Source organism: Shewanella sp. NIFS-20-20, from assembly GCF_019209865.1.
GTDB lineage: Bacteria > Pseudomonadota > Gammaproteobacteria > Enterobacterales > Shewanellaceae > Shewanella.
In genome coordinates, this window is record NZ_JAHUTT010000011.1 from 17,811 (window position 1) to 32,225 (window position 14,415).

The following is a 14,415-nucleotide window of genomic DNA, read 5'->3' on the forward strand; positions in this document are numbered from 1 at the left end:
TTACCTATGATATTCACTGTGGTCTTAGTCCTGATAGGCGCCTTGGTATTAGTGGTGATCGGGATCAACATCATACAACAGCAGAAAGAGCGCGTTGAGGCCGATCGTAGAACTGAGTTTAATCGTCAAAAGGCGATTCTTGATGAAACAGAAGCCGTGTTAGCCAATTCAGCTATGTTGCCTTGTTCCACTCAAATCATCATCATTTTGCATCAAAGGATTAAAGACGCTCTGGAATCGGCCTTGTCGTCAACTAAGCCCCCGGTCTCAAATCAGTTAGAAAAGCGTCTGATCGATGTCAACAGTATGCTTGAGCAATTAAAAAAGAGTAACGGTCAAGCGCCACCCATCGAAAACTTCCGTCTACCTGACAACGACAAACAAATTTTATTATTGGTGCAATCACTGAAAAAATTGAAAGCGATTTTGCGCAATGAAAATAGCAAGGGCAAAATAAACCCCGAGGTCTTCACCCAAGAAGAGAAGCGTATCGATAGCCTGCAATTAAGGATAAATGTTGATGCCATGCTCAATCGTGCTCGTAGCGCTTGTGCAATTAAACAATATGGTTCGGCTAAGCAATTGGTAACGAAGGCAATTTCTACACTCAACGCATTAAAGCAACACAACCCCTCCGATCCGTTTGTACTTAAAAAGGTAGATGAAGCTAAGCTACTACTTGAAGAATTAACCGGGGCTCAAGAAACCGATCAACCGACGGCTACTCGCAATGAAAAGCCAGAAGACGATTTGGATATGTTGTTCCAACCGAAAAAGAAATGGTAATAATTTTGCGTTAATTTCCCCATCTTACAAGCCGCTCATTCGAGCGGCTTTTTTATTGGCCAATGTCAGCGTTTAAGCATAAAAAAATCCAGTACTAACACAGGCTAGTACTGGATCATGATGAAGCAAACCAAATTACTTGGTCTCTTTGGCCTTTTTCTTACGGGTGTTTTCAGCCACCCATTGACCATCCAGATATTTAGCTGACCAACCGGTGGCTTTGCCATCCACTTCGGTCGCCACGTATTGCTCTTTGGTTTTACGGCTAAATTTCACTTGTGCTTTATTACCATCATCATCGGTAGCAGGAGCATCAGCTAAGTATAAATACTTAGGCCATAATAATTCACGGTATTTCACCAGCTCTTCAACCAACGGTGCCCGAGTTTCACGAGACTTTGGAAAAGTACTGGCGGCTAAGAAAATACCGGCAGCCCCATCACGCAGTACAAAGTGCGCATCAGACTTAGTGCACTTTAGCTCAGGCAAATAAATCGGATCTTCTTTTGGTGGTGCAGCTTCACCATTTTTCAACAATTTACGAGTGTTTTTACACTCTGAATTGGTGCAACCAAAATACTTACCAAAGCGACCGTTTTTAAGCTCCATGTCATTGCCACAGCGATCGCACTCGATCAATGGCCCTTCATAGCCCTTAATTTTGAACTGCCCTTTCTCGACTTCATAACCCCCACAAGTTGGGTTATTACCACACACATGCAATTTGCGGGTTTCATCGATGAGATAAGAGTCCATCGCCGTACCACAAACATCACATCGATGCTTTGCACGTAAAGCATCGGTTTCGGCATCTTCGCTCAATGAGGTGATGGCTTCATCACCAGAAGTCAAATTCATAGTGGTTTTGCAGCGCTCTTTAGGCGGCAATGCATAGCCACTACAGCCTAAGAATACGCCCGTGGTGCCCGTTCGGATCCCCATTTGCCGGCCACAGGTCGGGCAAGGAATATCGGTTAACACCATCTCATTGGGCAACATACCGCCTTCATCAGGCTCATGTTCTGCGGTATTCAGCTGTTCAACAAAATCAAGATAGAAACCGTCTAATACTTGTTTCCAATCACGCTCACCTTTAGCCACGTTATCTAAGGTTTGCTCCATGCCCGCAGTAAAGTCATAACTCATTAATTCTTTGAAGCTATGCAATAAGCGATCACTGACGATTTCACCCATTTTTTCCGCATAAAAACGGCGGTTTTCAACCTTGACATAGCCACGGTCTTGAATGGTCGAAATAATGGTCGCATAGGTCGATGGACGACCAATACCACGTTTTTCTAATTCCTTGACTAAAGACGCCTCACTGAAACGCGCCGGTGGTTTTGTAAAATGTTGTTTTGGTGATAAATGTTCGAGACTTAGTGATTCGCCTACCGCAATCTCTGGCAACAGTTTTTCTTCTTCATTTTTCTTTTTCAAGGCTGGCTGAACACGCGTCCAACCATCAAATTTCAAAATTCGACCATTGGCTTTCAGTTCGTAATCACCAGCTTTGACGGTCAACCGAGTGGCATCGTATTTAGCTTGGGTCATCTGACAGGCAACAAACTGGCGCCAGATCAGTTCGTATAAGCGCTGCGCATCTCGCTCCATATCTTTCAAGAAAGCCGCTTCAACGTTGACATCCGATGGACGAATGGCCTCGTGAGCCTCTTGAGCGCCCTCTTTGCTACCGTAGCGCAACGGAGCTTCAGGAAGGTAACTTGCTCCAAACTCTTTAGAGATAAGCTCTCTGACGGACTCTAGCGCCTCCTGACTGATATTCGTGGAGTCGGTTCTCATATAAGTGATGTAACCCGCCTCATATAAGCGCTGTGCCATCATCATGGTCTTTTTCACCCCAAAGCCCAAACGCGTACTCGCCGCTTGTTGCAGGGTCGAAGTGATAAATGGAGCGCTAGGCTTACTTTGAGTCGCCTTGTTTTCACGCTCCAACAAGGTAAATTGCTGTGACCCTAACGCATCGACAGCCACTTGGGCGTCGGCTTTGGTCACTGGCTCAAATGCTTGCCCTTTAAAGCGCACCACTTGCATGGTGAGGTTTTGCTGAGTAGGCGTCAGCAAATCCGCATGAATATCCCAAAACTCTTCAGGCACGAAGGCTTTGATTTCACTTTCTCTATCAACCACCAACCGCACAGCCACTGACTGCACACGCCCCGCCGATAATCCGCGCGCGACTTTTTTCCACAACAATGGCGACACCATAAAGCCCACCACACGGTCGAGGAAACGACGGGCTTGCTGAGCATTGACCATATTGGTGTCTAATTGACCCGGTTTGCTAAAGGCATCCTGAATCGCCGATTGGGTAATTTCGTTGAAGACCACACGTTGATAACGCTCTGGATTGCCGCCGATGATCTCTTGCAAGTGCCATGCAATCGCCTCACCTTCGCGGTCCAAATCCGTTGCGAGATAGATTTTATCCGCCGAATCCGCCAATGCTTGCAGTTCTTTTACGACTTTTTCTTTGCCGGGTAAGATCTGATATTTGGCTTTCCAGCCATGCTCAGGATCGACTCCCATCCGGGTGACTAAGTTATATTTGTCCTTCGCACGCTTGTACTCCGCCTTTTCATCAGGAGACATTTTACGAACTTCAGCAGCGGTTTTCGTTACGCCATTGCCTTCAGACACCGAGGAAGATGTGGGTAGATCTCTAATATGACCTACGCTCGATTTAACAATAAATTCTTTACCAAGATACTTATTAATGGTCTTGGCTTTAGCCGGTGATTCGACAATTACTAGCGATTTACCCATAGTATGATTCGCGCCAATGGTCTCTGGAAGGTGGAAATGGCTCCATATATAGAGGGTTGTACCGCGAGTTTCAAGTGAATCCCTCGAATATATGCGCCAGCGAGTCAATTTTTATACAATTTATGTGTTTTTGTAAAAAATAATATTGCGTAATTAAAAACTATTCTTTCACTATTTACCATCAAATGAAAATACTTATGCACTTTAGGCCAAGCAGAGGCGATTAAGCAAATTATCTCGCTCTTGTACGAACCTCTCGCTCACGTATACTGAGGCAACTTTACAGCCGCGCAACAAAGCTGTTGCTAATTTTAAATAACTACCAAACCAACATCACAATCCACTGTTGCCCTAGAATAACTAATTACAAGGAACCAAGATGACTGCTCTGGAAGCTAATTTTGATGGGCTCGTAGGCCCTACCCACAACTACGCGGGACTGTCATTTGGCAATGTTGCCTCTCAAAATAATGCAGCGGCAGTGTCAAATCCTAAAGCCGCAGCATTACAAGGATTACAAAAAGCAAAAGCGCTCGCGGATCTGGGTCTCGTACAGGGCATGCTCCCACCACAACTACGCCCCGACCTTGCCAGCTTGCGACGTGTCGGTTTTGCCGGCACCGATGCCAAGGTGCTCCACGAGGCAGCAAGCCATGCGCCGCAGTTACTCAACAGTTTTAGCAGTGCTTCTTGCATGTGGACCGCCAACGCCGCTACCGTTTCTCCCAGTAGTGATAGCGCCAATGGCAAAGTCCATTTCACTCCAGCTAACTTGGTCGACAAGCTGCACCGCAGCATTGAACCGGGCCAAACCGCCCGCATTCTCCAAGCAATTTTCAAAGATCCCGCCCATTTTCAGCATCATATGCACTTACCCGAGCATCCATATTTTGGCGATGAAGGCGCGGCTAATCACACCCGTTTGTGCCACCAATATGGTCAACAGGGGGTGGAACTGTTTGTTTACGGTCGCAAAGCAAGTCAAGCGAACAGCCCAGCGCCCAAGCATTTTCCTGCGAGACAAACTTTGGAAGCAAGCGAGGCTATCGCGCGCTTACACCAACTCGATGACCGCTATGTACATTACATTCAGCAGAATCCCGATGTTATCGATCAAGGTGTATTCCATAACGATGTCATTGCCGTCGGCAACCAGAACGTATTGTTTTACCATCAACAAGCGTTCCTTAATAGCGCATCAGAATTAGCGCTATTACAACAAAAGATGCAAGGAGACTTGCATCTCGTCGAAGTCAGTACTGAGGATGTCAGCATCGATGCTGCGGTAAGAAGTTATTTATTTAATACCCAACTGGTCACCTTAGGTGATGGTAGTATGGCCTTAATCGCGCCGAGTGATTGCCAAGAAAACCCGCAAGTATATCAATACTTACAAAGCTTGCCTGAGCGCGGAAGTCCCATCAAACAGGTCAAGTATTTTGATGTCAAACAAAGCATGCAAAATGGCGGTGGACCGGCGTGTTTACGCCTGCGTGTCGCCCTCACCCCTGCAGAATTAGCGGCAGTGAACCCCCAGGCATTGTTGACCGATGACCTATATCAGCAACTCACGCAATGGATACATAAGCATTATCGTGATCGTTTATGCGCCACCGATCTTGCGGATGTTACTCTCTACCAAGAGTCGTGTGCTGCGCTTGATGAATTGACCCAAATTATGCGATTAGGCAGTATCTACGCGTTTCAACGCTAACCATGGTTGTCATAAAAAATGGCGCCTAAGGCGCCATTTTTTCATCCCTTAATAAATATTAATCGGGATGGTTGCCACCGGTGAGACCACGCCTGCCGGTGAGGTGACCTCAATGATCAATGAACCAGCGTTAGGCTCATCTTCACCTTTGACGACCACGCCGAAAGCGCTACCACCATTGAAGTTTGACGAAGGCCAAGTATAGTCACTGGTACTGACCACTGAGCCCGCGGTGGCTCTAAAGCTGACAATGGAGCCTGATGGCATTTGCTGATTATGTAAGTCACTGATCACTATGCTGACGGTGCCAGTGCTCTTACCAGCAATGTCCAGTACCCCATCACCATCATCAACGCCACTGTCGGTCACTATCGGCGTCGAGCCATAAGCCGCGCTGCCTGACATCACTAACACCAAGCTCGCGCGAACATTGATTGATTGTGGATTAGAGATTCCATCGGCACAGCCTGAATGTGCCGGAATAGAACAAAGCACGCCGTTATAGAGATTATCCGCTACATCAAATACCCCATCACTGTCGAAATCAACCAACTCTTCATTGGTCCCGCCAGATTCTCCACCCGCTTGCTGCGGGTTGAACACACCATCTTCATTGTGATCAATAAAGGCTTCATCCAAATCATAGCGATTACCGCTGACGTCAAGCCCATTGAGGAACATTGGCATTTCGGCCACGTCTAAACGGCCATTACCATTGGAATCAGGGAAAGACTCTTCACCAATAGCTGTCGCAATAATGGTAGCTCGACCACCATAAGACTGGCCCATAAAGTTGTTGGTGCGAGGCAACAAGCCTAACTCGGGCAACTTATTGCCATCAGGACGAGCCTGCTGGCTGCGCCAAACCACGCTACATTCACCGTTGAGGGTGGTGCACGATGGATCTATCGCGCCACCTTCAGTGGTAAAGGTCACCGCAGTGCCATCTTTAACCGGGTTATTGTAAGCATCTGCCAACCGAGCCGTGACGGTGACCTCGGTGCCATCGACAACCCAGCCTTCGGCATTCAAGGTGGAAGCAGACAATGAAAAACTGTCTTGATCTGGAATGCCAGTGGAGACAACCAGTTCACTCGATTGACTCGAAATCAAAGGCGTTGGGCCATCGACAATCGCGGTCACTCTGACACTGGTAGCCACGGTACCTGAGTTAATCACAGTTTGAACTAAGCCTTGACCATTGGTTGTCGCCGAAGCAGGGTTGACTGCGATGCCACCCACATCCGTGTTAAGGCTAAAATTAACCGACTGATTGCTGACCGGGATGCCGTTCGTATCAAGCACCTTAAACACTATGGTGGATGATTCATCCCCACCAGTGCCTAAAATACCAATATTTTTAGGTGTGGCTGATACAAACACAATACTACCGACGTCAGCCGCGAGTACATTAACCGTACCGGTGGCCGATAAATTAAGGCCGCCGGCATTGGCTGTTACATTGATGATGTCATCACCCTGGCAGCCTTGCGCTAAATAGGTACTGGTGGCGACGCCGTTGACCGCTTGCACTGGTGAGCTCAACAACGCTTTAGGCGTAATGGCGCTACTACAGGTTGAGGTAAAAATGACATCAATAGGTTGGTTGTAAGGGACGCCATTGGCATCTTGAATAACCACAGACACACTGGCAGTGCCTCCTGCCGACAATGTCGGGCTGCTGACCGCCGCTCGGCCATCGACAAAGGGAGTGCCACTGCCCATATTTAGGGCGGTTTCACCAATCACCACGATGGTTTCAGCAGTTTCACCGGTGGACAAGGTCCCCACCACGGCGGCAGCACCTAAGCTATTACCCGCGTAAATATCCACCACGGCCTCGCCATTAGCGTTGGTCACAGCGGTATCTATCGGCAATTCGCCCTTGGTACTGGTGAACGTCACTATCACGGGCTTATTAATCCCCGAGACCGTGGCCTTAATGCGACCAGGCAGAAGATTATTAATGGTGCTGATGGGGTTGCCACTTTGATCGGTCAGCGCTAACGCTATTTGTGCGCCTCCTGTCACATCCCCACCATCACCGACCATAGTAAAGGCCACATCGGCACTTTCACCGGTGCCGATACTGGCGGTGATCTTACCGGCGCCAGCGGTGCTAGCTGTATACAAGGACACCACCGCAGTGCCGTCTGCTTGTGTCACCGCCGTACCAATCGCCGGCACCAGAGTGCCAAGATTGTTGTCGTTAAGGGTGAAAGTAACCAGTTCATTGGCCAACGGATTATTATTACTATCAGTCACCGTTGCCGTTAACTGGGCAGGGTTTTCTTGTGAAATTGTGGTGTTATCTATGACCACCGAGATGGAGTTACTTGGCTCAGGCTCCTGATCACCACCAGATGAACTTAAGTCTCCTCCGCCACTACATGCTGCTAATAGCACCGCCAAAGTAAGGGCGGTAAAGTTCCTTAACGCTGACATCATTGCCAGACTCCCCGTGTTGTCCATGAATATTATTAATTATTGCGCCACCAAAATCACACAAACAGAAATTACCGCGCAACATTGCTTACATAATAATATGAAAAGCCCGCAAGATCACAACAATATAACGAATTTTACTTATTCTCTTCGGCCTTGAATCTTGCTAGTCTTTACATCGTTTAAAATAATAATGACAATATTTGAACAGGAATCACAATGAGTGAAAAAAAACACAACAAATTAGGGCTGACAGCTAAAATATTGCTGGGCATGTCAGCGGGTATTATTTTTGGTCTGCTACTGCGAAATATTTTCCCAGCCAATGAGATTGTTCAAGAATATATCACTGACGGTTTTCTCCATGTTATCGGCACTATTTTCATCTCCAGCTTGAAAATGCTAGTCGTTCCTTTAGTCTTCATTTCCTTAGTTTGTGGTACTTGTTCGTTAAGCGAACCGTCAAAATTAGGTCGATTGGGTAGCAAAACCATCGGGTTTTATTTATTCACCACGGCGATTGCACTAACCGTCTCCATTTTGGCTGCGGTGGTTATCCACCCCGGTAATGCGTCGCTAGCCACCACGGAAAATATGCAGTTCGTCGCCAAAGATGCCCCAAGCTTATCGGAAGTATTGATCAATATTGTGCCGACCAATCCTCTGCAAGCCATGAGCCAAGGTAACATGCTCCAAATTATTATTTTTGCAGTTATTTTTGGTTTTGCCATTGCCCACATTGGTGAGCGCGGCAAGCGAATTGCTGCATTATTTGATGATTTAAACGAAGTGATCATGCGGGTGGTGACCTTAATCATGCAGCTTGCACCTTATGGCGTTGCCGCTTTAATGGCTAAGCTCGCATTAACCTTAGGTCTTGAGACCTTTGGCAGTGTATTAAAGTACTTTGTCGTGGTGTTAATGGTGCTACTTTTCCATGGCTTAGTGGTTTATCCCATCCTGTTGAAGTTGTTCTCTGGATTAAACCCGTTCACCTTTATTCGCAAAATGCGCGATGTGCAGTTATTCGCCTTTAGTACGGCAAGCTCCAATGCCACATTACCTGTGACCATTGAAACGGCGGAGCACCGCTTAGGGGCCGATAACAAGGTTGCTTCATTCACCCTGCCATTAGGCGCGACCATCAATATGGATGGCACCGCCATTATGCAAGGGGTCGCCACTGTATTTATTGCTCAGGTGTTTGGGGTCGAATTAACCATCACGGATTACTTTATGGTGGTAGTGACTGCCACCTTAGCTTCTATTGGAACGGCGGGGGTTCCCGGTGTCGGTTTGATCATGTTAGCCATGGTGCTCAATCAAGTCGGGCTGCCAGTCGAAGGCATAGCCTTAATTATTGGGGTCGACCGCTTGCTGGACATGGTTCGCACGGCGGTCAATGTCACTGGTGACTCAGTGGCTACTGTGATTATTGCCAAATCTGAAGGTGAATTTAATCAAGAGATTTTCAACGACCCTCAAGCAGGAAAAACTGCGGGAAGTTTTGATGATCAAGTGCATCGTGCCAGTTGATCATCATTAAGGACATAGAAAAAAAGCGCCTGAGGGCGCTTTTTTTATAGACCAAAGGGTTATCGGCCCCAGTATGACTCTTCTAGACTATCTTCACGCTCAGGTAAGCCTCGCGACAAACGCGGACTATGCTGCGCTAAGACTTCATAGGCCACGCGGTTTGCGTACTTACAAATTTGCGAGAATGAGGAATAACATAAACCTTCACGTTTATGCTTGCTTGAACCTGGCACATTGGTTTTATGAAAATCGTTAGCCGATAAATCATGTAACAAGGCTGATAAAGCCCCATCTCCGGCACCATTGGTGTTACGGATCCGCTCAGGGCCACCCATATATGGCGAAATATGCGCGTACACTTTCAACGGGGTGACACAGTCGGCTTTCATCATAGGTCGCGAGAATTCATAACGGTTGAATTCAGGAATAGCGCCCGGTAACAAGGTATGCTGCGTTTCACGTTTTTGGCTCTCTTCGGTATACCCTGCAGTGTATAAACCGATGGGGCCGGCAGTGAGTAGAATCATATCACACCAGTCAAGGGCACTTTCACACGCCAGCAAAGGATCGCTAAAGCCAGTGAGCGCTTCCGCTTCGTCCTCGTTCATGGCCAATATGGTCACATGCTCCGAAATAAAGTCCTGCCACCATTTAGGATCTTCGGCAATTAAAAAGCGGGTACCTAAGGTCAACACCACAGGAACATCGGCCGCTTTGGCATATTCAATCGCTTTCATGGCAGCATCAGTGATGCCATCGCCTTCGCTCGCGCGCATTAAATAGGCGGTTAACACTAAGGCACTGGCCCCTTGGATCACATCACAATGAATAAACTCAGGGGTCAGTTTATCCATTGAGCCTTTACTGATGGCGAACGTGCGCTCGCCACATTCAGAGATCAGCGTGAAGCAACGGCCAATAGGCCCATCGACTGGTTGTAAATAATTTAAATCTACCTTAGATGAGGTATGACAAAGGTAGCGATAGGCGTAACTACCGACTTCAATGTTCTGACTCATTACCCCAAATAACACCGAACGATCATCAGCAAGGATAGAATAGTTATGAACCGTGTTACCAATGGTGCCACCAGCAAACTCATCACTGATCATTTGCTTGGTTCTAAGCTCTTGATAAAGTTGATGTGCCTGCTCGTCATTAATTAAGGTCGAATTCCCCTTAGGCAGCTGATAGCGTTCAAGCAATGCATCTTCTACTTTCGCTTCAATATCCACTAAGGTCTGATCAATACCTGTGATGTAAGCAGAAAAAGGTTCTGGCTGTTGAGTCAGTTGTGCGAGTAAAAGGTCTCGGGTTTTAACGGGAAAATAATGCTTAGATTTACGCTGACCGGGAAACTTCATTCTGGGTTCTCTAATTACTGGCTTCCGTGCACGCCGTCACAGACAGACAGAGGTCTGTCCCCATGCAACCTACGGGCTGCTAATGGCGGCAGATTCTAGCATAAATAAATCGATGCACCAGTACTGCCCCCCATTCAAATACAAAAAAGCCTGCACACCGGCAGGCTTTTATAGCGTCATTGGCGATTTACTTTAACGCAGCAACCATTTGCTCGCTGACCGCGGCAACGGTTTGAGTACCATCAAACTTACGGTACTGAGTATTCCCCGCAGCCGCCATCGCGCCGTAAAAATCAACCAGAGGCTTAGTTTGCTCATGGTAAATATCTAAACGCTTACGTACTGTGGTTTCTTCATCATCAGGACGGATCACTAGGTCTTCACCGGTCACATCATCTTTATCCGCCACTTTAGGTGGATTAAATACTACATGATAAGTACGACCTGAACCTGGGTGCACACGACGACCCGACATACGCTTAACGATTTCTTCGTCAGGCACATCAATTTCAATCACGTGATCTACAGCAATACCATTTTCAACCATGGCATTTGCTTGGGGAATGGTACGAGGGAAACCGTCTAACAGAAAACCGTTAGTGCAATCATCGGCTGCAATTCGCTCTTTTACCAATCCAATGATCAGGTCGTCAGACACTAATTGACCCGCATCCATGACTTTCTTGGCTTCCAGTCCCAGCGGGGTGCCCGCTTTCACTGCTGCACGCAACATATCACCAGTGGAGATTTGGGGAATACCAAAATGCTCCATAATAAATTGAGCCTGAGTACCTTTACCGGCACCGGGGGCGCCCAATAGGATAATGCGCATTCAAGAGTCCTCTTTTGCACGAATAATTAAAGTCCGTGATCTTCGCATATATAACCACAGGATAGAAGGAATTTTCATTAGACTTTAGAATGAGTCCGCGCTAATACAATAAGCTATAGAGTTTACGTCGGTATTGATTAGCGACACTATTGCCCTGCCCCAATGCCGTCATAATTTCCATAAAGGTTTTTTTCAGTTCACCATCGGCGGCATTCATGTCGCGACGGAGTACTTCGAACAAAATCGCCAACGAATCTTCATCACGACGAACCTGATGATATGCCTTAGCGAGCGCTTGGCGAGCTTCAGCAGAGTCCGGTAGTTGTGCCAATGCTTGCTCAAGCGCGCGGATCTCCGGGCTGTCAGTTGACTCTTTGGCCAAGGCTAACTTGGCCACAAGATTGGCATAATAGCCATCTTGGCCCGCTAGACCCACTTGGCTCAGTAACTGTTCGGCCTGGGCGATATCTTGCTGCTGCAGGTACACATCAGCCATCGCTAATGACACTTCATCACATGGATGTGATTGCTGCGCCTGTTGCAGTAAAGCCAAGGCGGCGGCTAATTGACTGTCATCCTCAGCTTGCAGCATAGCCATCGCTTGAGCCAACTGCAGCTGCCATAACGGTTGGACATGTTTATCCAGTAATGCGCCAACCATCTCAGTGCTCATGGGGGCCATTAACGCATCGACTGGTTGGCCTTGCTGCAATAACATTAAGGTTGGCAAGGTTTGAATACGGAAATAACCGGCAATTTCCATTTCAGTATCACAGTTAACCTTAGCTAACAAAAACCCACGAGGTTGAGCAATACTTAATTGCTCAAGTACGGCCAAACTTGTAGGTTCTGACGGTGACCAAAAAGCCAGCACCACCAGCTGCTGCATCGAAGCATCAACCACTTGCTGAATATTTTCTTTGGTTAAATCAATTACGCCATTCATAAGCAATCCTTAGAAATAAGGGCCACCGCTGGGTGGCCCTTATTATGATCAATCTTTTTGCAGTAACATTTGGTTCATCAATTTAATGAACGTCGATGGGTCGGCTAATGATCCCTTCTCTGACAGCAAGGCTTGTTGTAATAACAACTCACTCCAGTCAGTAAAAGCTTGCTCATCTTGCATATCAATCAGTCTTGCCACCAACGGATGGCTTGGGTTCAGTTCAAATGTAGGTTTAGACTCAGGCACCGCTTGTCCTGCCGCCTGCATCAACTTAATCATTTGCGTTGACATTTCCCCTTCGGCTGATACCACGCATGCCGGGGTATCGGTCAAACGAGTTGTCACTTTAACGGCACTGACTTTATCGCCTAATGCCGCGGTAACACGCTCAACTAAGCCTTTGCTTTCTTCAGCTAATTGCTCTTGGGCTTGTTTTTCTTGTGCATCTTCGAGATCACCTAAATCCAAATCGCCTTGGCTGACACTGTGCAAGGATTTCTCTTTGTAATCATGCAGATGATTAACCAGCCATTCATCAATACGCTCAGACATTAATAAGACTTCAATGCCTTTTTTACGCAGTAATTCTAAATGGGGGCTATTAGCCGCGGCGGCATAGCTATCAGCAACGATGTAATAAATGTGCTTTTGGCCATCTTTCATACGACTAATATAATCGTCTAACGACACGGTCTGGGCTGCACTATCATTAAGCGTTGACGCAAAACGTAACAAACCAGCAACTTTCTCACGATTAGCATAGTCTTCCGCTGGACCTTCTTTTAACACCTGACCAAATTCAGTCCAGAATTGCTGATATTTGTCGCTGTCGTCTTTGGCCAGCTTTTCAAGCATGCTAAGCACACGCTTAGTCAAAGCGTTACGTAAATTACGGGTCACCTTACTGTCTTGTAAAATCTCACGCGATACGTTTAACGGCAAGTCGTTCGAATCTAGCAGTCCTTGTACAAAGCGTAAGTAAGACGGCATAAATTGCTCAGCGTCATCCATGATGAACACCCGTTGTACAAACAATTTTAAGCCATGTTTACGATCACGGTTCCACATATCCCAAGGCGCCTTAGCAGGGATATACAGCAAGCTAGTGTACTCTTGATTACCTTCAACTTTATTGTGGCTCCAACTCAGCGCATCGCTAAAGTCATGCGATAAATATTTGTAGAACTCTTGGTACTCTTCATCACTCACGTCAGATTTACTGCGTAACCACAACGCGGATGCCTTGTTCTTGGTTTTCCACTCCCCTGGCACTGCCGCGATGGTTTCGCCATCTTCTTCACGCTCAGGGCTACCTTCTTGCCACATTTCAACCGGAATGGAGATATGATCGGAGTACTTGGTGATGATGGAGTTAAGGCGGTAGTCATCGGCAAATTCTTTATCGTCTTCGCGTAAATGCAGAACAATTTTGGTACCACGTTCCGCTTTAACAATATCTTCTACGGTAAAGTCACCTTCGCCGCAAGATTGCCATTTAACACCTTTATCAGCACTATCACCCGCCGCGCGGCTAGTCACAGTCACTTTATCGGCCACGATAAACGCAGAATAAAAGCCGACACCGAACTGGCCAATCAGTTGCGAATCTTTGGCGGCATCACCAGATAAGTGGCTAAAAAAGTCTGAGGTGCCAGATTTAGCAATCGTGCCTAAATGCTCAATCACACTCTCGCGGTTCATACCGATACCATTATCTTCAATGGTGATGGTGCCTTGCTCTTTATCCGTGCTAAGGCGAACCCTTAATTCACCATCCCCTTCATACAGGGCATCATTGGTGAGCGCTAGGTAGCGTAATTTATCGGCGGCATCGGCTGCGTTTGAGATCAATTCACGCAGAAAAATCTCTTTATTGGAATACAAAGAGTGGATCATCAAATGCAAAAGTTGCTTTACTTCTGTTTGAAAACCGAGTGTTTCTTGTTGAGACATGAAAATTTCCCTTGTGTTACACAAATACAAATTCGATATAACCAAGATG

General features: G+C 46.9%; 9 protein-coding genes. 3 read left to right on the forward strand and 6 right to left on the reverse strand.

The window, feature by feature from the left end; translation table 11 throughout:
- Positions 1 to 6: 6 nt before the first annotated feature.
- Positions 7 to 786 (forward strand): hypothetical protein, encoded by a 780-nt coding sequence (locus tag KU855_RS05565; protein ID WP_218529314.1) that lies wholly within the window; start codon positions 7 to 9, stop codon positions 784 to 786.
- 135 nt (positions 787 to 921) lie between these two features.
- Here the strand turns inward: KU855_RS05565 and topA are convergent, their stop codons facing one another.
- A complete protein-coding gene (gene topA, locus KU855_RS05570) occupies positions 922 to 3,573 on the reverse strand; it encodes a type I DNA topoisomerase (protein ID WP_218529315.1) in 2,652 nt (883 codons plus the stop codon).
- Between the two features lie 379 nt (positions 3,574 to 3,952).
- Between topA and astB the strand changes: the two genes are divergently transcribed.
- The gene (gene astB, locus KU855_RS05575) at positions 3,953 to 5,287 is read left to right on the forward strand and encodes an N-succinylarginine dihydrolase (protein ID WP_218529316.1); all 1,335 of its coding nucleotides are present in this window, start codon (positions 3,953 to 3,955) and stop codon (positions 5,285 to 5,287) included.
- Between the two features lie 48 nt (positions 5,288 to 5,335).
- Here astB and KU855_RS05580 read toward each other — a convergent pair whose 3' ends face one another.
- Positions 5,336 to 7,735 (reverse strand): Ig-like domain-containing protein, encoded by a 2,400-nt coding sequence (locus tag KU855_RS05580; RefSeq protein WP_218529317.1) that lies wholly within the window; start codon positions 7,733 to 7,735, stop codon positions 5,336 to 5,338.
- 216 nt (positions 7,736 to 7,951) lie between these two features.
- Here KU855_RS05580 and KU855_RS05585 point away from each other — a divergent pair, with 216 nt between their 5' ends.
- Positions 7,952 to 9,268, forward strand: coding sequence for a dicarboxylate/amino acid:cation symporter (locus tag KU855_RS05585; RefSeq protein WP_218529318.1), 1,317 nt, complete (start codon positions 7,952 to 7,954; stop codon positions 9,266 to 9,268).
- A 59-nt stretch (positions 9,269 to 9,327) separates the two neighbouring features.
- On the opposite strand, the gene KU855_RS05590 is transcribed toward KU855_RS05585, so the two are convergent.
- From KU855_RS05590 to htpG, 4 genes are all read right to left on the reverse strand, one after another.
- The gene (locus KU855_RS05590; RefSeq protein WP_218529319.1) at positions 9,328 to 10,632 is read right to left on the reverse strand and encodes an inosine/guanosine kinase; all 1,305 of its coding nucleotides are present in this window, start codon (positions 10,630 to 10,632) and stop codon (positions 9,328 to 9,330) included.
- Between the two features lie 187 nt (positions 10,633 to 10,819).
- On the reverse strand, positions 10,820 to 11,464 hold the full coding sequence (gene adk / locus KU855_RS05595) for an adenylate kinase (RefSeq protein ID WP_218529320.1): 645 nt from the start codon (positions 11,462 to 11,464) through the stop codon (positions 10,820 to 10,822).
- Between the two features lie 100 nt (positions 11,465 to 11,564).
- The gene (locus tag KU855_RS05600; protein ID WP_218529321.1) at positions 11,565 to 12,410 is read right to left on the reverse strand and encodes a tetratricopeptide repeat protein; all 846 of its coding nucleotides are present in this window, start codon (positions 12,408 to 12,410) and stop codon (positions 11,565 to 11,567) included.
- A gap of 48 nt (positions 12,411 to 12,458) precedes the next feature.
- Positions 12,459 to 14,366, reverse strand: coding sequence for a molecular chaperone HtpG (htpG, locus tag KU855_RS05605; protein WP_218529322.1), 1,908 nt, complete (start codon positions 14,364 to 14,366; stop codon positions 12,459 to 12,461).
- Positions 14,367 to 14,415: the final 49 nt, after the last annotated feature.

Coding starts and splice junctions, on each gene's coding strand:
- KU855_RS05565 (WP_218529314.1), top strand. CDS start 7: ATGATATTCACTGTGGTCTTAGTCCTGATAGGCGCCTTGGTATTAGTG.
- topA (WP_218529315.1), bottom strand. CDS start 3,573: ATGGGTAAATCGCTAGTAATTGTCGAATCACCGGCTAAAGCCAAGACC.
- astB (WP_218529316.1), top strand. CDS start 3,953: ATGACTGCTCTGGAAGCTAATTTTGATGGGCTCGTAGGCCCTACCCAC.
- KU855_RS05580 (WP_218529317.1), bottom strand. CDS start 7,735: ATGATGTCAGCGTTAAGGAACTTTACCGCCCTTACTTTGGCGGTGCTA.
- KU855_RS05585 (WP_218529318.1), top strand. CDS start 7,952: ATGAGTGAAAAAAAACACAACAAATTAGGGCTGACAGCTAAAATATTG.
- KU855_RS05590 (WP_218529319.1), bottom strand. CDS start 10,632: ATGAAGTTTCCCGGTCAGCGTAAATCTAAGCATTATTTTCCCGTTAAA.
- adk (WP_218529320.1), bottom strand. CDS start 11,464: ATGCGCATTATCCTATTGGGCGCCCCCGGTGCCGGTAAAGGTACTCAG.
- KU855_RS05600 (WP_218529321.1), bottom strand. CDS start 12,410: ATGAATGGCGTAATTGATTTAACCAAAGAAAATATTCAGCAAGTGGTT.
- htpG (WP_218529322.1), bottom strand. CDS start 14,366: ATGTCTCAACAAGAAACACTCGGTTTTCAAACAGAAGTAAAGCAACTT.